Origin of the sequence: Burkholderia sp. IDO3, assembly GCF_003366075.1 — a bacterium.
Lineage (GTDB): Bacteria > Pseudomonadota > Gammaproteobacteria > Burkholderiales > Burkholderiaceae > Burkholderia > Burkholderia anthina.
Window position 1 is genome coordinate 1,462,004 of sequence record NZ_CP028962.1, and the last position, 25,166, is coordinate 1,487,169.

Sequence of the window (25,166 nt, forward strand, 5' to 3'; positions counted from 1 at the left end):
GTTCGGGGCCCGCGCCGGCCGATTTTTACCGATCCATGACGACTCATACCGATCCCGCCTACCTGCTCGGCGACCTGCTGAAGAACGTTTCCCGCTCCTTCTACCTGACACTGCGCGTGCTGCCGGACGGCATGCGCGACCCGGTCGGCCTGGCCTATCTGCTGGCGCGCGCGGCCGACACGATCGCCGATACGGCGCTCGTCGCGCCCGATCGCCGCGCGGCGCTGCTCACCGAGTTGCGCGACGAGGTCGAGCGGCTCGGCGACGGCGTGGCGCTGTCGCGCTCGCTCGAGGACGTGACGCGGATGCAGACGGATTCGCACGAGCACGTGCTGCTCGGGTCGATGCAGCCGATGCTCGGATTGCTGCGCGCGCAGCCGGCCGCGGACAGCGTTTCGATCCGCAAGGTCGTCGCGACGCTGACGTCGGGGATGGAGTTCGACCTGCGCACGTTCCCCGACGAGCAGTCGGGGCAGGTCGCGTCGCTGCCCACCCGCGACCTGCTCGACCGCTACACGTATCTGGTCGCCGGCTGCGTCGGCGAATTCTGGACCGACATGACCGGCGCGCACACGCAGGCCGCGCGCGGCTGGGACTTGCCGGACATGCGCGAGAAGGGCATCCGTTTCGGCAAGGCGCTGCAGATGACCAACATCCTGCGCGACTGCGCGAAGGACTTGCGCATCGGCCGCTGCTACCTGCCGGACGACGTGCTGGCCGCGCACGGGTTGAGCGTCGCCGGCCTGATGTCGCCCGCCGCGTCGGCGCGCGCGCGCGGCGTGCTGTTCGACCTGCTGCGCGTGACGCTCGCGCAGTATCGCGACGCGTGCCTGTATACGCTCGCGATTCCGCGCCGCTTCGTGCGGCTGCGGCTTGCCTGCCTGTGGCCGATCATGATCGGCCTCGAAACGCTCGAACTGCTGGCCGCGCACGATGCGTGGCTCGATCCGGCCAGCCCGGCGAAGGTGCCGAGAAAGCGGATCTACCGGATCATGGCGTCGTCGCTCGCGCTCGTCGGTTCGAACACGGCGATCCGCGCACGGATGAACGCGCTGATCGATGCGGTCGACGCACGGATCGCGCAATCCGCGTCACGTTGAATGCCGCCGGCGCGCCGCGCCGGCATCCTCTTTCGGCCCGCGTTCGCCGGGCCGCTCCCGCCCGATCTCCCGCGCCGGCTGAAACGTTTTCATGATTTCACGTTCCGAAATGTGGGTGTCATGAACGTCAGCGATCCTGCCCGCCGGCGTGAATCGCGGCGTCAGCCGCGGTTGCGCATTTGTAAGATGGTTTTCACCGGAAGGCGTCTGACGACATCGGACGGTCGCGTGACACCCGTCAAAATGTAAAGCTAGGGTTTTCACCGTCAAATGCCGGGGAGGCCCGCCGCATAAGCGTTTCAAGGTGTTGTGTAACTGTTTGGTGAACCCGCGCGTTGCGTCGATCATACGATGACCGACTGTGCGTATTGGGAAACGATTGGTAATCCGTCAGAATTGCGCCGGCATGTACTCGCACATGTGCATAAAACCACACCAGAAAAGAAATCATTCTTTGAGGACGGAGAATCAATGAAAAAGCGCGTCGCTTTCGCCATGACGGCAGTGGGTCTCGCAGCCGCTACCGCAGCCCACGCCCAGAGCAGCGTGACCCTGTACGGTATCGTCGATAACGCTATCGCTTACCAGAACAACTCGTCGGCAACCGGCGCGACCTCCGGCGGTCACTCGAAGGTGCAGATGGCCACCGGCATTTGGGCCGGCAGCCGCTTCGGCCTGAAGGGCAGCGAAGACCTCGGCGGCGGCACGAAGGCGATTTTCCAGCTGGAAGCCGGCTTCAACGGGAATAACGGCGCGTCGCAATGGTCGGGCGGCATCTTCACGCGTCAGGCATGGGTCGGCATGACCAACCCGACGTACGGTACGCTGACGGCAGGCCGCCAGTACACCGCGTACTACACGCTGCTGTCGCCGTACAGCCCGACGACCTGGCTGACCGGCTACTACGGCGCGCACCCGGGCGATATCGACTCGCTGGATACCAGCTACCGCGCGAACAACTCGCTCGTCTACATGTCGCCGAAGTTCTACGGCTTCACGGTCGGCGGTTCGTACTCGTTCGGCGGCGTTGCAGGCAGCACGAACCGCGGCTCGACGTGGAGTGCGGCGATCCAGTACCTGAACGGCCCGGCAGGCATCGCGGTCGGCTACCAGAAGATCAACAACTCGACGCTCGGCGGCGGCGCGTGGGGCGCGAACTCGACGACCCAGAACGGCCTCGACAGCAGCGGCAACGGCGCGCAACCGGCTGTCTCGTCGATCAACAACGGCTACGCGACGGCGCAATCGCAGCAACGCATTGCCGTGACGGCTGGCTATCAGTTCACGCCGGCATGGGACATTTCGGCGTCGTACTCGAACGTCAAGTACACCCCGGGCACCGGTTCGTCGTTCCGCAACACCGCGATCTTCAACACGGCAGGCGCCGTGCTGCACTGGAAGGCGTCGGCTCAGTGGGACTTCGCGGCAGGCTACTCGTACACGGCGGCAACGCAGTCGAACGGCATCACGAGCGCAGCCAAGTACCATCAGGTCACGCTGTCGCAGTACTACAGCCTGTCCAAGCGTACGGGTCTGTACGCGCTTGAGGCTTACCAGCACTCGAGCGGCAACACGTGGAACCCGACGCTCGGCGTCGTTGCGGCGACGACGTCGATCGGCGACGGCGTGGGCGCAGGTTCGAAGCAGAACCAGATCGCTGCCGGCGTCGGCATGATCCACCGCTTCTGATGTCGCGCGGCGCGCGAGCGCCGCTCACGGCATGCGGTATGAAAAAACCGGCCTTCGGGCCGGTTTTTTCATGGGTACGGTCGTGCGGGCCGCGTAGCGCGGGTGCGGTTGCCGGTCACGCGCGTTCGACGACGCGTGCTCGCGCCATCCGGCGATCAGTGATGCGAATCATCCGCCCACGTTCCCGCCAGCGCCTGGAACAGCGCCGCCGTATCGGCAAGCCGGTCGGCTTGCGCGCGTGTCCGGTCGAGCGCGGTCTGCAGTGCCTGCCGCTGCGTGTCGAGCAGGTCGACCCGGCTGATTCCGCCCGCCGCGTAGCGATCGCCGGCAATCGCATTGCCCGCCGCTGCCTGTTGCGCAGCGGTGTTCCTCGCCTGCAATTCGGCGGCATCGTGTTCGACCGCGCGCATCGCGTCGGCGACCTGCTGAAGCGCCAGCAGCACGGTTTCCCGATAGCTCGCGAATGCGGCGTCGTACGCCGCTTCGGCCGCGCGTTTTCTCGCGCGCAGTTCGCCGCCGTGAAAGAGCGGCTGCGTCAGGCCCAGGCCGACGTTCCACACATTGAGCCCGCTCACGATATCCACGATGCGCGAGCGCTCCGACCCGACCCCTGCCGAAATCGAAAAACGCGGATACAGGTTCGCCGTGGCCACGCCGACGTTCGCGCTCGCCTGGTGCAGCACGGCCTCCGCCGCGCGGATGTCGGGCCGTTCGCGCGCGAGCGTCGACGGCAGCGCGACCGGCAGCGTGCGCGGCAGCGCGAGTGCGTCGAGCGCGAGGTCGGGCAGCACGGCGCCGGACGGCGGCGCGCCCAGCAGGATCGCGAGGCGGTGGCCGGCCTGCGCGTAGCGCGCCGCGAGCGGCGGCAGCGATGCCAGTGTCTGCGCGAGCAGCGCACGCTGGGCATGCACGTCGGCCCGCGACACGCCACCCGCCGCGAAGCGCGCTTCGACGATGCGCAATTGCCGCGCCTGCGCGTCGACGAGCTGCCGCGTGAGCGCGACCTGCTGCGCGAGCGATGCGCGCAGGATCGCGGTCGCGACGACGTTGCCCGCGAGTGTCAGGCGGGCGGCATCGAGCGTGTACGCCTGATAGTCGACCTGGGCACGCAGCGCTTCGAGCGCGCGTCGGTCGCCGCCGAACACGTCGAGTGTGTACGACACGTTCACCGACGCGTCATACAGCGTGAACGGCCCGGGATTCGGCACGCTGGCGGGCAGCCCGAACGAGGCGATGTCGACCTGCTCGCGCGTGGCGGACAGGTTTGCGTCGATGCGCGGCAGCATCGTCGCGCCGGCCTGGGCCGCATGGTTCTGCCGCGCTTCGTCGAGCCGCGCGTGGGCCTCGGCGAGCGTCGGGCTGTTGTGCCATGCGGTATCGACGAGGCGGTCGAGTGGATCGGAGCCGAACGTCGTCCACCAGCGTTGCAGCGTGTGTGCGGACGGCTCGAACGTCTGCGCGCCGCCGGCCGGGCCGCCGGTGGCCGCCGTGGTCGTGGGCGCCGCATCGTGCGTGTACCGTGGCGTGGCCGGCGGGTCCGGCGCGCGGAAATCCGGCCCGACCGCGCATCCGGCGAGCAGTGCGACGGCGGCCAGCACGCTGCCGTGGGCAGCGAGGGAGGCGCGACGCGAAGGCGGTTTCATCGCGCGGCCCCTAATCGAGCGTGCGCCGGTAGAAGCGCAGCGCGACACCCATCACGACGACGGTGAACAGTGCGACGGGCCACACGGACGGCCACAGGTCGGTCCAGTCGTTGCCTTTCAGCAGGATGCCGCGCACCAGGCGGTTGAAGTAGGTGAGCGGCAGCAGGTTGCCGATGAACTGCGCCCACTTCGGCATCCCGGCGAACGGGAACATGAAGCCCGACAGCAGGATGTTCGGCAGGAAGTAGAACACCGCGAGCTGCATCGCCTGCAACTGGTTCTGCGCGAGCGACGACAGCGTGATGCCGACCGTCAGGTTCGCGGCAATGAAGAGCAGCGCGGCCAGGTAGATCGCGAATACGCCGCCGACGAACGGCACCTCGAACACGTACCGCGCGGCGGCGAGAATGATCGACACCTGGATCAGCCCGATGAACACGTACGGGACGATCTTGCCCGTCATCACCTCGATCGGCCGTACGGGTGTCGCGAGCAGGTTTTCCATCGTGCCGCGCTCGCGTTCGCGGGTGATCGCGAGGCCCGTCATCATCACCATCGTCATCGTCAGGATCACGCCCATCAGGCCGGGCACGACGTTGTACTGCGTGATGCCTTCGGGGTTGTACAGGCGATGCAGCACAACGTCGAACGCGGGCGGGCGGCCGTTCAGGCGCGCGAGGGGGCCCGTCAGGTCCTTGTCCGCGACGGGCTGCACGAGGCCCGGCAGCGCGCTGATCGCCGACGCGGTCGCGACGGGATCGGTCGCGTCCGCCTCGACGAGCAGCGACGGATGCTCGCCGCGCAGCAGCCGTTTCGAGAAATCGGCCGGCACGCTCAGCACGAACTGCACGTCGCCGCGCGCGAGCGCATGCCGGCCGGCCGCTTCGTCGGGCAGCGCCGCGACGATGTCGAAATACGCGGAATTGCGCATCGCGGCGATGAAGCTGCGTGCGAAGGGGCTCGGATCGGCGACGATCACCGCGGTCGGCAGATGCTTCGGATCGGTGTTGATCGCGAAGCCGAACAGCGCGAGCTGGATGATCGGCACGCCGACGATCATCGCGAACGTCACGCGATCGCGGCGCAACTGCAGGAATTCCTTCATCACGATGCTCCACCAGCGCGCGACCGAGAACGACTCGCGCAGGCCCGTCCATGCGTTCATGACGATGCTCCGCCGGGCGGCCCGGATGCACGGCCCATCATGTAGATGAAGACATCTTCGAGCCCGGTGTCGATCGGCGCGACCTGCAGCGATGCACGGCCGCCCGCCTGCGCGGCGGCCTGTGCCGCGACCTGCGCGAGCGTGGCGTCGAGCAGCGCACGGTCGCGGCCGCTCACGTGCAGCGCGGAGCCGAACACGACGGTCTGGTCGACCCCCGGCATCGTGCGCAGCTGCGCGGACAGTTCGGCCAGGTGCCCGCCCGTGATCGTGCGGGTCGACAGGTGCTGCGACGCGGCGATTTCCGTCGACGTGCCTTGCGCGAGCAGTTCGCCGGACGCGATGTACGCGAGCTTGTGGCAGCGCTCGGCTTCGTCCATGTAGTGCGTGCTGACGAGCACCGAGATCCCTTGCGCGGCCAGCCGGTGCAGTTCTTCCCAGAAGTCGCGGCGCGCGGCGGGATCGACGCCGGCGGTCGGTTCGTCGAGCAGCAGCAGTTCCGGTTCGTGCAGCATGCACGCGGCGAGCGCGAGGCGCTGTTTCCAGCCGCCGGACAGCGCGCCCGTGAGCTGGTCCGCCCGGCTTGCGAGGCCGAGCCCGTCGAGCGCGCGCGCGACGGCCGCGCGGCGATCGGGCATCCCGTACACGCGCGCGACGAAATCGAGGTTCTCGCGAATCGACAGGTCTTCCCAGTACGAGAAGCGCTGCGTCATGTAGCCGACGCGCCGCTTGATCTGCGCGCTGTCGCGCACGATGTCGTAGCCGAGGCAGGTGCCGCTGCCCGAGTCGGGCGTGAGCAGGCCGCACATCATCCGGATCGACGTGGTCTTGCCGCTGCCGTTCGGTCCGAGAAAGCCGAAGATCTCGCCGCGCGCGACGCGCAGCGATACGTCCTTCACGACGTGCTTGTCGCCAAATCGCTTGTTCAGGCGGTCGACGTCGATCGCGTACGGAGCGGAAGGCACGTTCATCGCACCCTCACGGCGACGGGCTGGCCCGGATGCAGCTTCGGCGCGTCGGCGAGCGCCGGGCGCGCCTCGACCATGAACACGAGCTTGGTCCGGCTCGCGTTGCTGTAGATCACGGGCGGCGTGTACTCGGCCTCGCTCGACACGTAGGTGATGCGCGCGGGCAAGTCGGCCGGGCAGCCGTCGCAGTGGACCGAGACTGTCTTCCCCGGGGCGAGCGACACAATGGCGGCCTCCGGCACGAAGAAGCGCACCTTCAGGTTCTGCGGCGGCAGCATCTGCACGACCGGATTGCCGGCCTGCACCCATTCGCCGACGCGGTACAGCGTGTCGTACACGCGCCCGGCGGCGGGCGCGGCGACGCGCTTCTGGTCGAGCTTCCATTGCGCTTCGGTCACCGCCGCCTGCGCGGCGTCGACTTGCGCGGCCTGGGCGGCGACCTGCTGCTCGCGGCCCGGCAACCGCGCGACTTCGACCTGGTTCTGCAACTCGCGCATCTGCGCGGCAGTGGTCTGCGCGGCGGTGCGCGTATCGTCGAGCTGCTGCTGCGACAGGCCGCCGGCCGCGTACTGGCGTTCGTCGCGCACGCGTTGCGCGGCGGCCCGCGCCGCTTGTGCGGTGGCCTGCGCGAGCTGGGCACGCGTGACCGCGATCTCCGGAGGACGCTTGCCGGTCTGCAGATCGGCAAGCTGCGCGCGTGCGGCCGCGAGCTGATGTTGCGCCTGCCGCAGCGCGGCCGTTTCGCTGACGGCTTCGAGCGAGAACACCGGCGTACCGGCCGCGACGGCCTGGCCGCGCTCGACCGACAACTGGGTCAGCGTGCCTGCTTGCGACGACGACAGGTACACGAATTCGCCTTCGACATAGCCCTGGTAGGTCGTGCCGGTGTCTGCCGAGCGTCCGCAACCGGTGAGCAGCGCGGTAGCGGCCAGCGCGAGCGGCAGCGCGCGGGCGGTGCTCACGACGGCCTCCGTGGCGTGCGCGAGCGCGCATCCGGCGCGGTGGCGGGCGCCTGCATGCCGGAGTCGAGCAGCGCGCGGACATGGCGATGCAGCACGTCGCGATCGATCGGCGGCAGGCCGCGCGCGCTTTGCCACAGCTTCGCGGTCGCGAGCGGCAGCATCACGAGCGCGATGATCGAATGGAACAGGAATGCGGGTTCGAGCGACGGGTTCAGCGTGCCGGCCTGCTGCGCGGCGCGGATGCGTTCGGCAAAACGCCCGACATGCTCGAGCGGAATGCGGCGGACCATCCGCTCGCGCAGCAGGCCGCCTTCGTGGACGATCTCGCGTAGCCAGATCGACGGCAGCCACGGCATGCGATGCGTGACGTCGAAGAAGCGGTCGACGAGTTCGGCGACGAGCGCGAACGGATCGTTTTCGATCTGCGGCGCGGTCGGTCGCCACACGAACGCGATGACCTGCGCGAGCCGCTCCTCGACGATCGCGTCGAGCAGGTGCTCGCGACTCGTGAAGTAGTAGTGGACCATCGCCGACGTGACGCCGGCGGCCGCGGCGATCTGCGCAACCGTCGTCGCGGCGATGCCGCGCTCGGCGAACAGCTGGATCGCAACGTCGAGCATGTGGTCGCGCAGGTCGAAGTCTTCCGCCGACGGGCGGCGCCCGCGCGGCTTGGCGACGGTGGATTTCGCGTTCATGAAATCGACGCTAATTGATGAGTTAGTTAATTTCAAGGAAGGGTTTTCGCCCGCGTTGATCGAGATCAGGCGTGCGCCGAATGGCGGTGCGGACGTGCGCGGAGGTGGCTCGACGGAGGGCCGTGCGCGGGTGGCGGCGTGTAGGAAGCGGTTAATGAGGAAGCGGCGGAGGGGAGATGGCCGAAACCGGTGAGGCATCGGCGCGGATCCGGCATGGCGCCGGCAGGGCGGCCGGTCGTGAAGCAGGCGCGCGCGTGCGCCGCGGCACGCGCGCCTGAAACGTCGTCACTGATCGATCGGCGACGTCAGCGGATCGTGCTCGCCGGTCAGCCCGAACACGACGAGTTGTGCGGGTTCGGTGGCGCTCGCATTGCGCGATACCTGATGGCGCGAACCGGGCGGCTCGTACCAGCCTTCGCCGGCGCGATAGCGGCGCACCGGGCCGCCGTTCACCTGCGACAGCACTTCGCCTTTCGACACGACGGCGAACACCGAGCCGAGGTGCCGGTGCGGTTCCGACGCCTGGCCGGGCGCATAATCGACGGTCGCGACGACCGCGAGCTTGCCGGGCGCTTCGGGCACGGCCTGGCGCATGATCGCGTGCACGTTGTCGCCTGCGTCGTGCGCATGGACGGCGGCCGGCAGCGCGGCGCCGAGCGCGAGCGACGCGCACAGAAACGTATGACGGAGAGTCGAACGCATCATCGTCGTCTCCTTATTCGGGCATCTTGCGGAACGCGATCGCGAAGCGGTTCCACGCGTTGATCGTCGTGATCAGCAGCGACAGTTCGAACAGCTCCGCGTCGCTGAAATGCGGCTTCACGGCTTCCCAGACGGAATCGGGCACGTGGTTGTCGGCGACCAGCGTCAGCGCTTCGGTCCATTCGAGCGCCGCGCGTTCGCGCTCGGTGAAGAACGGCGTTTCGCGCCACACGACGACGGTCGCCAGGCGGCGCTCGGTTTCGCCGCCCTTGCGCGCGTCCGTCGTGTGCATGTCGACGCAGAACGCGCAGCCGTTGATTTGCGAGGCGCGCAGCCGGACGAGTTCGGCGAGCGGTTTTTCGATGGTGCTCTTCGCGAGGAATTCCTCGGCGTTGCGCATCACCTTGATGGCGTTCGGGCTGGCGGCGTAGAAGTTCAGGCGCGGTTGCATGGCGGGTCCTGGGGGTTGATGCGCACGGTGGCGCGACAGGACCTACTGTATGCCGCTCACTGGTTCGCTTGAATGTCCAATTTCCGGAAAATTCAGGTAACCAGTGGCGTGTGGCCGGTGCCGCCCGAATCCAGCAGCGCGGCCAGCTTCGCGAGCGCCGTGTCGATACGCAGCGCGTCGATCCCGCCATAGCCGAACAGCAAGCCCGCGCGGACCGGCGCGCCGACATGGAATGCCGAGATCCCGTACAGGCCGATGCCGTCGGCGCGGGCGGCCCGCACCAGCGCGGTTTCGTCGAGCTCGGGTTTCAGTAGCGCGGCCAGGTGAATGCCGGCGGTCGGCGCGATCGCGTCGAACCACGGCGCGAGGCCGCCGCGCAGGTGCGCGATCAGCATCGTGCGGCGCGCGTCGTAGTGCTTCTGCACGCGCCGCAGGTGCCGCGCGAAGTCGCCTTCGAGCATGAAGCGCGCGAGCGCGGCCTGCGTCAGCGAGCAGGTATGCCAGTCGACGATCTGCTTGGCCTTGGACAGCGCGCCGCGCAGCGCGCGCGGCGGTATCGCGTAGCCGATCCGCAGTTCCGGGAAGATCGTCTTCGAGAACGTGCCGACGTAGGCGACGAGGCCGGTGCGGTCGAGGCTTTTCAGCGATTCCACCGGGCGGCCTTCGAAGCGGAACTCGCCATCGTAGTCGTCCTCGATGATCACCGCGCGGCGGCGCTGCGCCCATTCGAGCAGCGCGACGCGCCGGTCCAGCGTCATCGGCATGCCGAGCGGAAACTGGTGCGACGGCGTCACGTAGACGAGGCGCGCGTCGTCGGGCAGCCGCTCGGTGACGATGCCGTGCGCATCGACCGGCACGCCGATCACCGTCGCGCCGAGCGACGCGAACGCCGCGCGTGCCGGCGGATAGCCGGGATTCTCGACCGCGACGACGTCGCCCGGCCGGACGACCACGCGCGCGATCAGGTCGAGCGCCTGTTGCGCGCCCTGCGTGACGAGCACGTCGTCCCAGCCGCACGCGACCGCGCGGCTGAACCCGACGTAGCGCGCGATCGCGCCGCGCAACTGCGGATCGCCGGCCGGGTCGTGATACTGGCCGGGGCCGCGCGCCTGCTGGCGCAGCGCGTGGTGCAGGCAGCGGCGCCACGCGTCGAACGGGAACAGCGTTTTGTCGGTCACGCCGCCGCGAAAGTCGAAGGCGGGCGAGTCCTGCGGCGTGGGCATCGCGAGCGCGTCGGGCAGGTCGTCCCACAGTTCGCGCGCATCGACGGCATGAACCGGCGGCGTGGCTTCGACGAGCGACGGCGTTGCCGCGGCCGCCGCATGCGGCACCCGCGCGAGGCCGTCGGCGACGAACGTGCCGTCGCCGGCGCGCGTGTTCAGGTAGCCCTCGGCGACGAGGCGCTCGAACGCATCGAGCGTCGTCTTGCGCGATACGCCGAGCTGCTTCGCGAGGTCGCGCGTCGACGGCAGGCGGGTGCCGCCTTCGAGCCGCCCGTCGACGATCGCGGTGCGCAGTTGGCGGAAGATCTGCCCGGTCAGGTCGTGGCGGCCTTCGATGCGGATCGCGATGTCCATCGCAGTGGTTACCTCGGATACTGGAATTCGGTGTTTGTCAGCATACCGGAAGTTCATGGCCGGACTGGCGCTCGGGAGGGCGGCATGTGCGGCTTCGTGCGTCCGGGGGAATGAGCGTGCTTGTGGTCGTGCCTGTCCGGATGCCCGAAGGGATCGCCCCCCGTCGGGAGGGTTGGCCTGCATCCGCCGCACACCGGGCGCAGCGCCATTCGATTGGACCGCCGCCCGCCGCTGCCTTACGATCCACGACACCCCCCGACCGGAGTGCCGCTCATGTTGTCCGAAGACGAACTCGCGCTGCTCGATGCGATCCGCGCCACCGGCAGCCTGTCGCGGGCGGCCGCGCGGCTCGGCAAGGCGCCGTCGACGGTGTCGCACGCCGCGCGGCAGCTCGAAACGCGCTTCGACGCGCTGTTGTTCGACCGGCGCGGCTACCGGCTGCAGCTCACGCCGGCCGGCCAGTTGCTGACCGACGAGGCATCGCGCCTCGCGCTGGACGTCGCGCGGCTCACGCAGCGCGTGCGGCAGGTCGCGAGCGGCTGGGAGGACCGGCTGTGGATCGTCAGCGACGAGGTGCTGGAGTTCGATACGCTGCTGCCGGTCGTGCGTGCGTTCGACGCGCTCGATTCGGGCGTGTCGCTGCGCTTCACGCACGAAGTCCTCGGCGGCACCTGGGAGGCGCTGCGCGACGGTCGCGCCGATCTGGTCGTCGGCGCGACCAACGAGCCGCCGGCAATCCCGGGTTTCAAGTGGTTCGAGCTCGGCGCGATGGAATGGGTGTTCGCGGTATCGCCGCGCCATCCGCTTGCGGCGTCGAGCGAGCGGCTCACGCGGGATGCGATCGGCGCGCACCGCGCGGTCGTCGTCGCCGATTCGTCGCGGCGCTCGGTCGGCCGGGCGTACGGGCTGCTCGGCGGGCAGGCGGTGCTCGCGGTGCCGTCGATGCGCGCGAAGATCCTTGCGCAGCGCGACGCGCTCGGCGTCGGCTGGGTGCCGCGCCGGCGGGTCGCGTCGCTGCTGGCGCGCGGCGAGCTGGTGGAGAAGGAAACGGCCGATCCGCGCGAACCGAACGTGTTGTATGTCGCGTGGCGCGGCGATCGCGACGGCCGCGCGCTGCAATGGTGGCTCGAGCAATTGCGGGAACCGCGGCTCGCGCAGCGGCTGCTCGACGGGATCGACGTGGCGGGTTGAGCGCGCCGTCCGGGCGAGCCTCCGCAAACATGTTCGAAGATTTCGAACGTGTCCGCCGCGCCCGTCGTACGGCAACCCCGGGCGCCGCGCGCATCCTGTGTTCACGGTCAACTCACCGGTTCACAGGAGAACATCATGCAACGCTTCGAAGGAAAAACGGTACTCGTCACGGGCGGCAACAGCGGCATCGGCCTGGCGGCCGCACGGGCATTCGCGGCCGAAGGCGCGCGGGTCATCATCACCGGTCGCGACGAGCAGACGCTCGCCGCCGCGCGCGAGACGCTCGGCGACGGCGCGCTCGCGATCCGCAACGAGGCCGGCAGCGTCGCGTCGGCGCGGGCGCTGGCGGATGCGATCGCGGCATCCGGCGCGCGGCTCGACGCCGTGTTCATCAACGCGGGCGTCGCGAAACTCGCGCCGTTCGCGGATATCGACGAAGCGTTGTGGGACCTCGTGTTCAACACGAACGTGAAGGGTGCGTATTTCCAGATCCAGGCGCTCGTCCCGCTGCTGAACCGCGGCGCGTCGATCGTGATCAACGGGTCGATCAACGCGCACATCGGGATGCCGGGTTCGTCCGTGTACGCGGCAAGCAAGGCGGCGGTCAATTCGTTCGCGAAGACGCTGTCGACGGAATTGCTGCCGCACGGCGCGCGCGTGAACGTGGTGAGCCCCGGGCCGGTCGAGACGCCGTTGTACGGCAAGCTCGGGCTCGATGCGGCGACGCTCGACGAGACCGCGGAAAAGATCAAGGGGCTCGTGCCGATCGGCCGGTTCGGCACGCCGGACGAAATCGCGTCGACGGTGCTGCACCTGAGCGCACCCGAGTCAGCGTTCATCGTCGGCGCGGAAATCATCGCGTCGGGCGGGATGGGCTTGCTCTGAGCGTGAAACCGGCCGGGCTGCACCGCTTGATGCGACGTCGAGCGGCGCAGCCCGGCCGGCCAGTCGAATCGCTGGCGCGACGTCGTCGGGCGCCGTGTGGCGCGCGTCGAGTTGCATCACCGTCGGCCCCGGAAACGTCACGCGGCCCTGCTCGGCGAATACGGCGCCACGATCCGCATCGCGCGGCGGAAATATCAGGCCCGTTACCGCCACGCGGCCGCCGTTCGCGAACCCGTCGACCGAACCGCGCTCGATGACGATTTCCAGCCCTGCGGGCGGCCGTGCTCGCGCGGCAGATCGGCGATATGTTCGCGGCTGAACGTGCTCGCGAAAGCCGCAGCACCGGACCGGAAAGGGGGCGCGATCGGCAACGGCTGTTGCCGGATGCGCTCCGTTGCAAAAGCCATGACGATGGCAGGGCCGAATCCCGGATCGCTAGACGACCGGTCTAATCCAGGGCTATCATCCAGCCTGCTGAATGCGACGCCGTTCCTGACGCATCGCGCAGACGCGAAAATGCCATATCGCGCTGCGATGCTGCTCGTGCAGGAGAGGTCGTCGTTTTTTTCGATGCTCCGACTAGACGACTGGTCTAATAGCATCGGGCAACGAACATTTTCGATGCGCGACCGGCACGTCGGCGCCCGCCAGCGGACTAACCGGCAGGCGCGCGTCGTTCGCGGCACGCGGCGTGCGCCATGCTGGCCGCCGCGCGACGCGGCCCCGTTCCCCCATTTCGAAGGAGTGTCCGATCATGAAGATTCTGGTTGTCCTGACCTCGCACGACACGCTCGGCGACACCGGCAAGAAGACCGGCTTCTGGCTCGAGGAACTGGCCGCGCCGTATTACGCGTTCAAGGATGCCGGCGTCGAACTGACGCTCGCGTCGCCGAAGGGCGGCCAGCCGCCGCTCGACCCGAAAAGCAGCGATCCGGCTGCGCAAACCGACGCCACGCGCCGTTTCGACGCGGATGCGGCGGCCAGGGCCGAACTCGCGGCGACGCGCGAGCTGGCCGACGTGTCGGTCGACGATTACGACGCGGTGTTCTATCCGGGCGGCCACGGCCCGCTGTGGGATCTCGCCGAGGATCTGCATTCGATCGGCCTGATCGAGCGCGCGTTGTCGGCCGGCAAGCCGGTCGCGGCCGTGTGCCACGCGCCGGGCGTGCTGCGCCACGTGAAGGATCCGAACACCGGCGAGTCGGTCGTGCGCGGCAAGCGTGCGACGGGCTTCACCAACAGCGAGGAGGCGGCCGTCGAGCTGACGGAAGTGGTGCCGTTCCTCGTCGAGGACATGCTGAAGACCAACGGCGCGCAGTTCGAGCGCAGCGCCGACTGGGCGCCGCACGTCGTCACCGACGGGCTGCTGATTACGGGGCAGAACCCCGCGTCGTCGGCGCCGGCGGCCGAGGCGCTGCTCGCGCAACTCGGCCGTCGATGAAAGTTTGCCCGGCGCCGGCATGACCGGTGCCGCGCCGTTTCCGTCGCCGGGCACAGCCGGCCCGACGACGGCCCGAATCGTTCTGCCGCGCACTCCCGTGCGGTGGATCGTCCAGCCGTTTCGCAGAACCAAGCAAAGGAGTGGTGGATGTCTGCCCTGTTCGAACCGTTCAAACTCAAGGATGTCACGCTGCGCAACCGCATCGCGGTGCCGCCGATGTGCCAGTACGTCGCCGAAGACGGCGTCGTCAACGACTGGCATCACGTGCATCTGGCCGGCATCGCACGCGGCGGCGCGGGCCTCGTGATCGCGGAGGCGACGGCCGTGTCGCCGGAAGGCCGTATCACGCCGGGCTGTGCCGGGCTGTGGACCGATGCGCAGGCCGAGGCGTTCGCGCCGTCGGTCGCGGCAATCAAGGCGGCGGGCGCGGTGCCCGGCATCCAGATCGCGCATGCGGGCCGCAAGGCGAGCGCGAACCGTCCGTGGGAAGGCGACGATCACATCGCCGACGGCGATCCGCGCGGCTGGCAGACCATCGCCCCGTCGGCCGTTCCGTTCGGCGCGCATCTGCCGAAGACGCCGCGCGCGATGACGCACGACGACATCGCGCGCGTGCAGGCCGACTTCGTCGCATCGGCGAAGCGCGCACGCGACCTCGGCTTCGAATGGCTCGAACTGCACTTCGCGCACGGCTATCTCGGCCAGAGCTTCTTCTCGGTGCATTCGAACCGGCGCGACGACGAATACGGCGGTTCGGCGGAAAACCGCGGCCGCTTCCTCGTCGATACGCTGAAGGCGGTGCGCCAGGTATGGCCGGAGCACCTGCCGCTGACCGCGCGCCTCGGCGTGATCGAATACGACGGCCGCGACGAAGAGACGCTCGCCGAATCGATCGCGCTCACGCAGCGGATGAAGCAGGAAGGGCTCGACATGCTGAGCGTGTCGGTCGGCTTCTCGACGCCCGACGCGCAGATTCCGTGGGGCCCGGCGTTCCTCGCGCCGATCGCCGAACGCGTGCGCCGCGAAGCCGGCCTGCCGGTGTCGTCGGCGTGGGGCATCGACACGCCGCAGCTGGCGAACCGTGTCGTCGCCGAGCAGCAGCTCGACCTCGTGATGATCGGCCGCGCGCATCTTGCCGATCCGCACTGGCCGTACTACGCGGCCAAGCAGCTCGGCGTCGAGCGTCCGTCGTGGACGCTGCCCGCGCCGTATGCGCACTGGCTGGAGCGCTATCGCGTTGCCGACAAGGTGGCCTGAGCACGCGTCCGGTCGCGCGACGGCGCGGCGTTCGCCGCGGCCCGCGGTTGACGACGTGGCGCGCGACGTCGGCGTGCCGTCGCGGCAACGATGGATAGAATGGCGGTTCGCCCGGGTTTTCGGCCCGGGCGAACCGCCATTTTTTCATTTCGACAGAGGTGCCATGCGCGCACATGTCCCGCCCTCCCAGGATGCCGCCGTGCGCCCGCGCGTGCAGCAGATTGCCCGCGCCGTGCTGTATGCGGTGTTGCTGGTGCTCGCGCTGTGGGTGATCCGCGATTTCATTCCCGCCATTGCATGGGCATGCGTGATCGCGATCGCGCTGTGGCCGTTGCTGAAACGCTTCGAGTCGGACCGGTGGTTTCGCGACCGGCCGACCCTGACCGCGACGGTGATCACCGCCGGGATTTCGCTGCTCGTCGTGCTGCCGGTGGCGCTCGCGCTGGGGCAGGCGTTCGCGCAGGAGCACGACTTGCGCATGTGGCTGCACTCGATCCAGGACAACGGCATTCCGCTGCCGGACGTGGTCGGGCGGCTGCCTTACGGGTCCGCGCAGATCACCCAATGGTGGCAGGCCAATCTCGGTCATCCGCTGCATGCCGACTCGGCGATGCACGGTGCGAGCGGCGCGAAATTCATCGCTTTCGGGCGGCAGTTCGGCACGAAGCTCGCGCACGGGCTGTTCGAATTCGGCTTCATGCTGGTTACGCTGTTCGTGATCCTGCGTGCCGGCCACAAGTTGTCGGGTGCGCTGCTGCAGGGCGCGCGGCGTGCGTTCGGGCGCGGCGGCGCGGATCTGATCGAACGGATGGTCGCGGCCGTGTACGGCACGGTGACGGGGCTGGTCGTCGTCGGGCTGGGCGAGGGCGCCATTCTCGGCGTTGCGTATGCGCTCGCGGGCGTCCCGCACTCGGCGCTGCTCGGCCTCGTGACGGCCATTGCCGCGATGCTGCCGTTCTGCGCGCCGATCGTGTTCTGCGGCGCGGCGCTGTGGCTGTTCGTGCAGGGGGCGACCGTGTGGGCGATCGTGGTGCTGGCGGTCGGCTTCGTGGTCGTGTTCGTCGCCGAGCATTTCGTGCGGCCGGTGCTGATCGGCAGCTCGACGCGCCTGCCGTTCCTGCTCGTGCTGTTCGGCATTCTCGGCGGCGCCGAGACGTTCGGCCTGATCGGGCTGTTCGTCGGCCCCGCGCTGATGACGGTGCTGACGATGCTGTGGGCCGAATGGGTCGCATGACGGTGCCGGCCGCTGCGCCGGTCCGTCGCATCGGCGTAACGGTGAGCGGTGCACCGGCAAGGGCGGGTGACGGCCCGTCCGGCGCCGCTGCGCGTCACCGCGATCCGGTTTGCGCGCGGCGTGCATGATCCGCGCCGCCGGACACCGATTTCAACATTTCTTTTCGATCCGAACCCCAAGGTCTAGTAGCATGGGGCTTTCGATCGCGCCGGCACGGCGCAGCAGATTCCTCCAAGCATGCGATTGATTCCGATGTCCCGTCCCGCAGCGACGCTGTCCCTGGCGGCCAGTTGCCTGATGTTGCACGGCTGTGCGTGGTTCGATTCGTGGCTGCCGTTCTCGTATTCGCGTACCCCGCTGGCGAGGGCCGCGTCGCGGCATGGCGCGATGCGCACCGACGTCGTCCGCGCGGGCGGCAATCCGCGCAGCGTGTGGATGGTCCGCAACGGCAACGGCGTCTGCTACAACTACGTCATCGAGCACGGCAACGATCATCGGCCTTACTTCGTCGTGTTCGACAAGGCCGGCGCCGTCACGCAACGCGGCTTCGATACCTGCATGGACGCCGACCGCAAGGGCGCGCTGCAGCCGGGCAAGGCCGCTTCCCGATAGCGCGGCGGCCGTCCGCCGCGCCTGCCGTCCCGGTCTTGTCGGCCGGGTTTGCCGTTACGCGATCGTGTCGACCACGCCGCCGTCGACGCGCAACGCCGCGCCCGTGGTTGCCGATGCCTGTGGCGAGCACACGTACACGACAAGGTTCGCGACTTCCTCCGTCGTCGCCGGCCGCTGGATGATCGAGCTTGCCCGCTCGCTGCGCACGAAATCCACGGCAACATCGTCGATGCTGCGGCCCGTTTCGTCGGCCGTCGCCTTCAGCATCGCCCGCACGCCTTCGGACATCGTCGGCCCCGGCAGCACCGAATTGACCGTCACGTTCGTGCCGGCCGCGAGTTTCGCGAGGCCGCGCGAGATCGCCAGTTGCGCGGTTTTCGTGAATCCGTAGTGAATCATGTCGACCGGGATGTTCAGGCCCGATTCCGACGAGATGAACACGATGCGGCCGGTGTTGCGCGCGAGCATCCCCTTCAGGTAATGCCGCGCGAGACGCACGCCGGACATCACGTTGGTCTGGAAGTAATGCTCCCATTCGCCGTCGTCGATGTCGAAGAACGCCTTCAGCCCGTAGATGCCCGCATTGTTGACGAGGATGTCGGCCTCCGGCGTGTGCTGCGTGATGCGCGCGACGCCGTCTGCGCCGGACAGGTCGGCGGCGACGCCGTCGACGTCCGCGCCGGGCACCGCGGTGCGCAGCAGCGCGAGCGCGGCGTCGACCGACTTGTCGCTGCGGCCGTTGACCACGACGCGCGCGCCGGCGTGCGCGAGCCCTTCGGCGATTGCCAGCCCGATGCCGGCGGTGGAGGCGGTGACGACCGCGGTCTTGCCTTTCAGATCGATGTGCATGAACGTACCGGTTTGAAGAGGGAACGGAACCCGCCGCGTGCGCCGCGGCGGCCGGAATTCAAAGCTTAGGCGATCCGGCCGCGACGCGTCGGCTTGCGGTTGCGTCGCGTCGCACAGTCTTGTACGGTGTGCGTTCGCCATCCGATCCGGGAGCCTGTCGCGTGAGCCGTTCCGCCAACCCCCTCGCCGTGCCGTCGCCATTCTGGCGCGACGCCGCGCTGCCGTTCATCGAGGCGCGCACCGTCGACGACGGGCGGACGATCTGCTACGCGAAACACACGCACGACACGTTTTCGCTCGGCGCGATCGTCGGCGGCACGAGCACCTACCTGAACGGCCCGACGAAAGAGCACGTCGGGCGCGGCGTGCTCGTGATCATCGATCCGGAACAGGTGCATGCATGCAACCCGTACGGCCCCGACGCGTGGGCATACCGGATGGTCTACGTCGACGTGCCGTGGCTCACGCGTCTGCAGCATTCGCTGGGGCGCGATCCGAATGGCGATTTTCAGGGTTTTTCGCCGAAGTTGACGCAACGGCGCGACCTGTTCGCGCAATTCGGCGGGTTCTACCGCACGCTCGTGTCGCCCGGCGTCGATCCGCTCGGCAAGGAAAGCGCGGCGGTCGAATTCTTCACGCGACTGCACGGCGCGCTCGATCGCGACCTGCCTGCGCACGCCGCGCGCGGCGCCGACAACGCGAAGCTCGCGCGCGCGGCCGACTACATCGCCGCGCATTGCCGGCAGGCCGTCACGCTCGATGCGATCTGCGCGGCCGCCGATCTGTCGCCGTCCTATCTGATCCGCGCGTTCAACGCCCGTTACGGCATGACGCCGCATGCGTTCCTGATCGATCGTCGCGTGCAGTACGGCCGCACCGAGCTGCGCCGCGGCCGGCCGATCGCCGACGTCGCGCTCGATGCGGGCTTCGCCGACCAGGCGCATTTCCAGCGCGCGTTCCGCCGCATCGCAGCCGCGACGCCGGGACAATATCGAAGCGCCGCGAGCTGAGCGGCGGAGCGGGCAACGCCGGATCGCTGCGGCGCCGTACGGCGGCAGGCCGCCATCGGCTCGCGACGCCGGTCGAATACGCCATTCGGCGTAACGCGCGTATCGCGGAACGACCGCGCTAGAGGTCGAGCAGATAGAGCGCGCTGCCCGCGAGCAACAACGCCATCGCGCGGTTGAACAGCCGCATCCGCCGCGCGTTCGCGAGCCGGTGCCGCAGCGATGCGCCCGCATACGCCCAGCACGCGATCGACGCAAAACAGATCACCAGATATAGCGCGGCGAATTGCCAGACCTGCGTGCGGTCGCCGTCGGCCGCATACGCGCCCATCGCGGCCACGCACGCAAGCCACGCTTTCGGATTGAGCCACTGCATCGCCGCGCCGGCTGCTGCCGACGGGCCGGCGACGCCCGGTGCGTCCGGATCGGCGGGGTCGGCCGACAGCCGGCCGTCGTCGAGCGCGAGCCGCAATGCGAGGTAGAGCAGGAACGCGATTCCCGACCATTGGGTGGCCGTGGTCAGCATCGGCCAGCGCGCGAGCGCCGCGTGCAGCCCGAGGCCGATCAGCAGGAACAGGGCGACGAAGCCGAGCGTCGCGCCGGCCGCATAGCGCAGGCTTGCGCCGAGACCGTGGCGCGCGCCCGCACTGAGCGCGACGATGTTGACGGGACCGGGGGTGATCGATGACGCCAGCGCGAACGCGGCCATCGAAACCAGCATGCTCATCGGAAGTCTCCATGCGAATGTGAAAGTCGCATCGAGACTAAAGAAGCCGAGCGGGCCCGTATTGAAGAAAACTGCCCTCGGCGGCGCGGCCGCCGTCAGTGCATCGCGCGCGATGCGTGCGCCGGGCGCGCCGGGTGCGGCGCATGCGGGTCGGTCGCGTCGGCCGCGCGCAGCGGGGCGCCGGTGAACGGCTGCGCCGACACCGAGAAGCCGAACGTATTGGTGCCGCCCGAGCACGCGACGAACACGCTGCCGCCATGCATCTCCGCGACGGCCTTGACGATCGACAGCCCGAGCCCGTGATTCTCCTTGCTGTTCGCGCGCGCTTCCTCGAGCCGGTAGAAGCGCTCGAACACGTGCGAACGCTGCACGGGATCGATCGGCTCGCCGGGGTTCGCGACCGACACGTCGACGAGCGTGTCGCGGCGCGTGATCGTCACGTTCAGCGTCGCGCCGGGCGCCGAATGCTGGATCGCGTTGATCAGCAGGTTGGTCATCGCGCGGCGGAACAGCGACGGATCGACGGCCGCGCGCGCGTCGCCGTGCAGTTCGGCGCGCAACTGCGCTTCGTCGAGCGGAATTTCGAGAAAATCGAGCATGCGCCGCACCTCGTCGGCGAGCGACACGTGCTTCAGGTCGGTCGCGCGCTCGCCGCGATCGCTGCGCGACAGGAACAGCATGTCGTTGATGATCACGCGCAACCGTTCGAACTCCTCGAGGTTCGACTGCAGCGTCTGGCGCATCCGGTCGACCGAGCGGTCGCGGCTCGTCAGCGCGACCTGGGTCTGGCCGATCAGGATGCTGATCGGCGTGCGCAGTTCGTGCGCAACGTCCGCGTTGAAGGCTTCGAGCCGCGCGTAGGTCTGCTGGATGCGTTCGAGCGCGCCGTTGAACGAGGCGGCGAGATCGCGCAGCTCGGTTGGCAGCGCGTCGGTCTGCAGCCGCTGGCGGCGGTTGGTGGCGCTGACGGCCGCCGCGTCCTGCGACAGCCGTTCGAGCGGCGCGAGCCCGAAGCGCGCGACCGCGCGGCTCAGCAGCAGCGTGATGACGGTGGCCGTCGCGATCAGCGCGGCGAGCGTCCACACGAAACGGCGCAGCATCCGCTGCGTGCGCTCGCACGACGACGCGACGATCAGCTTCAGATCGGGGCGCTCGCCGCTGCCCGCGATCGGGATGGTCTTCGTCATCACGTCGTAGCTGCTGTGGTTGAGCGCGTATTGCCGGAATGCGCCGAACGGTTTGCCGACGGGCGCGCCGTCGATCGGACGACCGAAGCGGAAGTCGGCGTCCGGGCTCTCGATCTGGTAGCGCGTCGAGCCGTCGGGCGGTTCGAGGTCGGCGAGCTTTTCCTGCATCAGCCGGCCGCGCGCGGCCGTGGTCGCGTGCGACACGATCATCTGCGCGACCTTCGCGCGCGTGTCGATCGTCGCGCGCAGTTCGGCGAACAACTGGCGCTCCATCATCACGAACAACCCGCAACCGACCAGCGTGAACACGAGCAGCGACACGATGCCGAACATCGCCGAAAGGCGCAGGGTGATCGAGCGTTTCATGGGTGCCTCTCGCCGTCGCCGTCCTCGCGCGCCTCGAGCACGTAGCCCATGCCGCGGATCGTGTGCAGCAGTTTTTCCGCGAACGGGCCGTCGAGCTTCGCGCGCAGCCGCTTGATCGCCGTCTCGACGACGTTCGCGTTGCTGTCGAAGTTCACGTCCCACACGAGTTCGGCGATCGTCGTCTTCGACAGCACCTCGCCGCTGCGCCGCGCGAGCACGCCGAGCAGCTGGAATTCCTGCGCGGTCAGGTCGAGGCGCGTGCCGTCGCGGGTCGCGCGGCGGCCGATCAGGTCGACGCGCAGGTCGCCGATCGAGATCAGCGTCGATTCCTGCACGCGCGCGCGGCGCGTCAGCGCGCGCAGCCGCTCGATCAGCTCGAGGAACGAGAACGGCTTGGTCAGGTAGTCGTCGGCGCCGCCGCGCAGCCCGCGCACGCGGTCGTCGACGCGGTCGCGCGCGGTCAGCATGATGACGGGCGTCTGTTTCTGCGCGCGCAACGCGCGCAGCACGCCGAAGCCGTCGAGCTTCGGCAGCATCACGTCGAGCACGACCACGTCGTAGTCGAACTCGACCGCCTTCCACGCGCCGTCCTCGCCGTCGAGCGCGGTATCGACGACCCAGCCTTCCTCGGTCAGGCCGCTTTTCAGGTATTCGACGACTTTCGGTTCGTCTTCGACAATCAGGACTTTCATAGGCTTGTCCGCGTAACCGGGTTAGGGGGCCGCGCCCGCGTCGTGCTGCGGGGACGCTCCCGCGACGGCGGTTGGCGCGGTGGTGCCGTCCCAGCCGCCGCCGAGCGCCTTCGCGAGAAACACGACGAGCGCCGCGCGCTGGCCCTGGATCTGCACGGCCTGGCGTTCGCTCGTCAGCAACTGCTGCTCGGCGGTCAGCACGTCGATGAACGGCGTCAGGCCACCCGCGTAGCGGTCCTGCGCGAGCGACACGAGCTTGCGCGCATCGTCGACGGCGGCCGACGCCTGCTGCGCGGCCTGCGCGAGCACCGACAGGCCCGTTACGGCATTCTGCACCTCCTGGAACGCGGTGAGCACGGTCTGCCGGTAATCGGCCTGCGCGGCCACGTAGCCGGCCTGCGCGAAGTCGACGCCGGCCTTCAGCTTGCCGCCTTCGAACAGCGGCTGGCTGACCGACGCGCCCACCGACCACAGCAGCGCCGGCACGGTGAACAGGCCGGCGAAGCGCGTCGCATCCCAGCCGATGTCGGGCGACAGCGCGATGCGCGGGAAATACGCGGCGCGCGCGACGCCGATCTGCGCGTTCGCGGCGGCCATCGCGCGTTCGGCGGACGCGACGTCCGGCCGCCGCTGCAGCAGGTCGCTCGGCATGCCGGTCGGCAATTCGGGCGCATGGATCGGCACGACGCGCGGCGGCAGCGAGAACGCGGGGGCTGGCGTGCCGACCAGTGTCGCGATCGCGGTTTCCACCTGCGCGCGCTGCTGGATCAGCAACTGCGCCTGCGTGCGCGTCGCATCGAGCTGCGAGCGTTGCTGCAGCAGATCGAGGCCCGAGACCGCGCCGAGGTCGTGGCGCGCGCTCACGTAGTCGAGCGCCTTCTGCTGCAGGTCGATCGAGCGCTTGACCACGTCGATCTCGGTATCGAGTTCGCGCAGCGCGAAGTAGCTCGACGCGAGATCGGCGGTCAGCACGAGGCGCGCGTTCGCGAAATCGTCGCGTGCTTGCTCCGAGCTGGCCTGCGCGGATTCGACGCTGCGCCGCACGCGGCCGAACAGGTCGAGCTCGTAGCTGACGCTCGCGCCGACCTGGATGTCGTTCTGCACGGTCGATGTGCTGACCGTCGCGTAGTTGGTCTGCGGCCGGTCGGCGGAGATCTTGAAGCGCTGGCCGCTCGCATTCAGACCGACGGCCGGATATTGCGCGGACGCGACCGACGCGAGTGTGGCCTTCGCCTGGTCGTAGCGTGCGGCGACGGCCTTCAGGTTCTGGTTGTTGCGCAGCGCGTCGGCTTCCAGCGCATCGAGCTGCGCATCGCCGAACGCGGTCCACCATGCCGGATCGAGCGGCGCGCGGGCCGGCGAGGCCGGGTGCCAGTAGGCATCGGCCGGGTCGAGCCGCCACGCGGCCGGCGTATCGACGGCCGGGCGGCGGTAATCGGGGCCGACGGTGCAGCCGGCGAGGGCCGCGAGCGCGACCGTCGCCGCGGCCGCAACTGCCGTCGGGCGCAGGCGGGCGCGCATCGCGATCACGACTTCGCTCCCGCAGCCGCGGATGCCGGCTGCGCGGCCGGCGTCTGCACGACGACCGTGTCGCCGTCCGCGAGCGCGTCGCTCGGGTTCGCGACGAGGCGGTCGTTCGGCGTGAGCGGGCCGTCGACTTCGAGCGTCTGGCCGATCGTGCGCACGACCGACACGGCCTTCAGGTGCACGTGGCCGTTCGCGCCGACGGTCGCGACCGTCGGCCCTTCGGCGCGGAACAGCAGCGTGCTGGCCGGAATCTGCAGGCGGCCGACCGGCGTCATCGGCAGCGTCGCCTGCACGTATGCGCCGGGCAGCAGCCGGCCGTCCGGGTTCGGCAGCGTGATCTCGATCTGCAGCGAACGCGTCGCGACGTCGATCGCCTGCGACGTGCGCGTGATCGTGCCGTCGAAGGTCTGGCCGGCCAGTTCGGCCTGCGCGACGCTCACGTGCTGGCCGACCTTCACCTGCTGCGCATACGCCTGCGGCACCTGCACGTACAGGCGCAGCCGGTCGGCCTGCACGACGGTGAATAGCGAGCGGCCCGCGTTGCCTGAATTCACGAGATCGCCGACGTCGACGTTGCGCTGCGTGACGATCCCGTCGATCGGCGCGACGATGCGCTGGAAGCCCTTCAGCTCGGTGAGCCGGCGCATGTTCGCGTCGGCCGCGGCGAGGTTGGCGGTGCCCTGGTTGAATGCGCCTTGCCGGTCGTCGAGTTCCTGCTGCGACACCGCATCGCGCTGCCGCAGCTGCTGTGCGCGGTCGAACGACGTCTTCGCGAGCGCGAGCGTGGCCTGCGCCTGCTGGCGCTGCGCGGTGGCCTGCGCGAGTTCCTGGTTCAGCTCGGGCGTGTCGAGTTCGGCGAGCAGTTGCCCCTGCTTCACGTGCGCGCCGATATCGGCCTGCCAGCGCAGCACGTAGCCGCTCGCGCGCGCGTAGATCGGCGCCTCGATGAAGCCGCGCAGCGTGCCGGGCAGCGTCAGCTTGCCGCCGGTGGCCGCGTCGACCGGATGCACGACGTTGACGTACTGGTGCGTGTTCTGCTCGGCAACGGCGTCGAGCTGGTTGCGGTTCAGGACGTTGACGACGATCGTGCGCGCCGCGCCGGCGGCCAGCAGTACGCCGATCACGATCAGCACGATCCGCCCGCGCCGCGATACCGACGTGCGGCTCGGCAGGTGCATGCCGTGTTCATCGACCTGGATGCCGACGGCGCTGTGATGTTTCTCTTCCATGAATTAACCGGTC

General features: G+C 69.1%; 24 protein-coding genes and 1 pseudogene. 9 read left to right on the plus strand and 16 right to left on the minus strand.

The genetic code is table 11. The annotated features are described in order from the left end of the window. Positions 1-35: 35 nt before the first annotated feature. Positions 36-1,100 carry a phytoene/squalene synthase family protein gene (locus tag DCN14_RS06735; protein ID WP_096498868.1) on the plus strand — a complete coding sequence of 355 codons (1,065 nt, stop codon included), beginning with the start codon at positions 36-38 and terminating at the stop codon, positions 1,098-1,100. Here DCN14_RS06735 and DCN14_RS37870 read toward each other — a convergent pair. Further along, complete coding sequence (locus DCN14_RS37870) at positions 1,092-1,448, minus strand: hypothetical protein (protein WP_143331620.1); 357 nt, start codon at positions 1,446-1,448, stop codon at positions 1,092-1,094. The genes DCN14_RS06735 and DCN14_RS37870 overlap by 9 nt on opposite strands. A gap of 123 nt (positions 1,449-1,571) precedes the next feature. On the opposite strand from DCN14_RS37870, the gene DCN14_RS06740 reads away from it, so the two are divergent. Beyond that, the gene (locus DCN14_RS06740) at positions 1,572-2,789 is read left to right on the plus strand and encodes a porin (protein ID WP_096498866.1); all 1,218 of its coding nucleotides are present in this window, start codon (positions 1,572-1,574) and stop codon (positions 2,787-2,789) included. 155 nt (positions 2,790-2,944) lie between these two features. On the opposite strand, the gene DCN14_RS06745 is transcribed toward DCN14_RS06740, so the two are convergent. The 8 genes from DCN14_RS06745 to DCN14_RS06780 form a co-directional block, all read right to left on the minus strand. Next, positions 2,945-4,432, minus strand: coding sequence for an efflux transporter outer membrane subunit (locus DCN14_RS06745; RefSeq protein WP_096498864.1), 1,488 nt, complete (start codon positions 4,430-4,432; stop codon positions 2,945-2,947). Positions 4,433-4,442: 10 nt separating this feature from the next. After that, positions 4,443-5,597: an ABC transporter permease gene (locus tag DCN14_RS06750; RefSeq protein WP_096498862.1), complete on the minus strand. Its 1,155-nt coding sequence runs from the start codon at positions 5,595-5,597 to the stop codon at positions 4,443-4,445. Beyond that, positions 5,594-6,565 carry an ABC transporter ATP-binding protein gene (locus DCN14_RS06755; RefSeq protein WP_096498860.1) on the minus strand — a complete coding sequence of 324 codons (972 nt, stop codon included), beginning with the start codon at positions 6,563-6,565 and terminating at the stop codon, positions 5,594-5,596. The genes DCN14_RS06750 and DCN14_RS06755 overlap by 4 nt, the downstream gene beginning before the upstream one ends. Beyond that, the gene (locus DCN14_RS06760; protein WP_096498858.1) at positions 6,562-7,524 is read right to left on the minus strand and encodes an HlyD family efflux transporter periplasmic adaptor subunit; all 963 of its coding nucleotides are present in this window, start codon (positions 7,522-7,524) and stop codon (positions 6,562-6,564) included. The genes DCN14_RS06755 and DCN14_RS06760 overlap by 4 nt, the downstream gene beginning before the upstream one ends. Continuing rightward, positions 7,521-8,219, minus strand: coding sequence for a TetR/AcrR family transcriptional regulator (locus tag DCN14_RS06765; protein WP_096498856.1), 699 nt, complete (start codon positions 8,217-8,219; stop codon positions 7,521-7,523). Before DCN14_RS06765 ends, DCN14_RS06760 begins: the two co-directional genes overlap by 4 nt. 285 nt (positions 8,220-8,504) lie before the next feature. Beyond that, positions 8,505-8,924: a cupin domain-containing protein gene (locus DCN14_RS06770; RefSeq protein WP_096498854.1), complete on the minus strand. Its 420-nt coding sequence runs from the start codon at positions 8,922-8,924 to the stop codon at positions 8,505-8,507. Between the two features lie 10 nt (positions 8,925-8,934). Continuing rightward, complete coding sequence (locus DCN14_RS06775) at positions 8,935-9,372, minus strand: carboxymuconolactone decarboxylase family protein (RefSeq protein WP_096498852.1); 438 nt, start codon at positions 9,370-9,372, stop codon at positions 8,935-8,937. A 92-nt stretch (positions 9,373-9,464) separates the two neighbouring features. Then, entirely contained in the window at positions 9,465-10,949 is a 1,485-nt protein-coding gene (locus tag DCN14_RS06780; protein ID WP_096498850.1) for a PLP-dependent aminotransferase family protein, read from the minus strand. A 273-nt stretch (positions 10,950-11,222) separates the two neighbouring features. Between DCN14_RS06780 and DCN14_RS06785 the strand changes: the two genes are divergently transcribed. Both DCN14_RS06785 and DCN14_RS06790 read left to right on the plus strand, forming a co-directional pair. Further along, positions 11,223-12,140 (plus strand): LysR family transcriptional regulator, encoded by a 918-nt coding sequence (locus tag DCN14_RS06785; protein WP_096498848.1) that lies wholly within the window; start codon positions 11,223-11,225, stop codon positions 12,138-12,140. A 135-nt stretch (positions 12,141-12,275) separates the two neighbouring features. Further along, positions 12,276-13,025: an SDR family oxidoreductase gene (locus DCN14_RS06790; protein WP_096498846.1), complete on the plus strand. Its 750-nt coding sequence runs from the start codon at positions 12,276-12,278 to the stop codon at positions 13,023-13,025. Positions 13,026-13,133: 108 nt separating this feature from the next. Here DCN14_RS06790 and DCN14_RS38605 read toward each other — a convergent pair. Then, a pseudogene (locus DCN14_RS38605) lies at positions 13,134-13,375 on the minus strand (GH32 C-terminal domain-containing protein); the annotation flags it as partial. A gap of 404 nt (positions 13,376-13,779) precedes the next feature. On the opposite strand from DCN14_RS38605, the gene DCN14_RS06800 reads away from it, so the two are divergent. The 4 genes from DCN14_RS06800 (at position 13,780) to DCN14_RS06815 (ending at position 17,569) form a co-directional block, all read left to right on the plus strand. Then, a complete protein-coding gene (locus DCN14_RS06800) occupies positions 13,780-14,466 on the plus strand; it encodes a type 1 glutamine amidotransferase domain-containing protein (RefSeq protein WP_096498844.1) in 687 nt (228 codons plus the stop codon). Positions 14,467-14,613: 147 nt separating this feature from the next. Continuing rightward, positions 14,614-15,723 (plus strand): NADH:flavin oxidoreductase/NADH oxidase, encoded by a 1,110-nt coding sequence (locus tag DCN14_RS06805; protein ID WP_096498842.1) that lies wholly within the window; start codon positions 14,614-14,616, stop codon positions 15,721-15,723. Positions 15,724-15,886: 163 nt separating this feature from the next. Beyond that, positions 15,887-16,957, plus strand: coding sequence for an AI-2E family transporter (locus tag DCN14_RS06810; RefSeq protein ID WP_096498840.1), 1,071 nt, complete (start codon positions 15,887-15,889; stop codon positions 16,955-16,957). 237 nt (positions 16,958-17,194) lie between these two features. Continuing rightward, positions 17,195-17,569: a hypothetical protein gene (locus DCN14_RS06815; protein ID WP_096498838.1), complete on the plus strand. Its 375-nt coding sequence runs from the start codon at positions 17,195-17,197 to the stop codon at positions 17,567-17,569. A gap of 54 nt (positions 17,570-17,623) precedes the next feature. On the opposite strand, the gene DCN14_RS06820 is transcribed toward DCN14_RS06815, so the two are convergent. Further along, positions 17,624-18,418, minus strand: a complete 795-nt coding sequence (locus tag DCN14_RS06820; RefSeq protein WP_096498836.1) for an SDR family NAD(P)-dependent oxidoreductase — start codon at positions 18,416-18,418, stop codon at positions 17,624-17,626. A 161-nt stretch (positions 18,419-18,579) separates the two neighbouring features. On the opposite strand from DCN14_RS06820, the gene DCN14_RS06825 reads away from it, so the two are divergent. After that, on the plus strand, positions 18,580-19,428 hold the full coding sequence (locus DCN14_RS06825; protein WP_096498834.1) for an AraC family transcriptional regulator: 849 nt from the start codon (positions 18,580-18,582) through the stop codon (positions 19,426-19,428). A 118-nt stretch (positions 19,429-19,546) separates the two neighbouring features. Here the strand turns inward: DCN14_RS06825 and DCN14_RS06830 are convergent, their stop codons facing one another. The 5 genes from DCN14_RS06830 to DCN14_RS06850 all read right to left on the minus strand — a co-directional run bounded on the left by DCN14_RS06830 (position 19,547) and on the right by DCN14_RS06850 (position 25,153). Next, the gene (locus tag DCN14_RS06830) at positions 19,547-20,152 is read right to left on the minus strand and encodes a LysE family translocator (protein ID WP_096498832.1); all 606 of its coding nucleotides are present in this window, start codon (positions 20,150-20,152) and stop codon (positions 19,547-19,549) included. Between the two features lie 95 nt (positions 20,153-20,247). Further along, positions 20,248-21,705, minus strand: coding sequence for a heavy metal sensor histidine kinase (locus tag DCN14_RS06835; RefSeq protein ID WP_096498830.1), 1,458 nt, complete (start codon positions 21,703-21,705; stop codon positions 20,248-20,250). Next, positions 21,702-22,397, minus strand: coding sequence for a heavy metal response regulator transcription factor (locus DCN14_RS06840; RefSeq protein ID WP_096498828.1), 696 nt, complete (start codon positions 22,395-22,397; stop codon positions 21,702-21,704). The genes DCN14_RS06835 and DCN14_RS06840 overlap by 4 nt, the downstream gene beginning before the upstream one ends. A gap of 21 nt (positions 22,398-22,418) precedes the next feature. Beyond that, positions 22,419-23,918, minus strand: coding sequence for an efflux transporter outer membrane subunit (locus DCN14_RS06845; RefSeq protein ID WP_096499313.1), 1,500 nt, complete (start codon positions 23,916-23,918; stop codon positions 22,419-22,421). Positions 23,919-23,923: 5 nt separating this feature from the next. Further along, complete coding sequence (locus DCN14_RS06850; RefSeq protein ID WP_096498826.1) at positions 23,924-25,153, minus strand: efflux RND transporter periplasmic adaptor subunit; 1,230 nt, start codon at positions 25,151-25,153, stop codon at positions 23,924-23,926. Positions 25,154-25,166 lie beyond the last annotated feature (13 nt).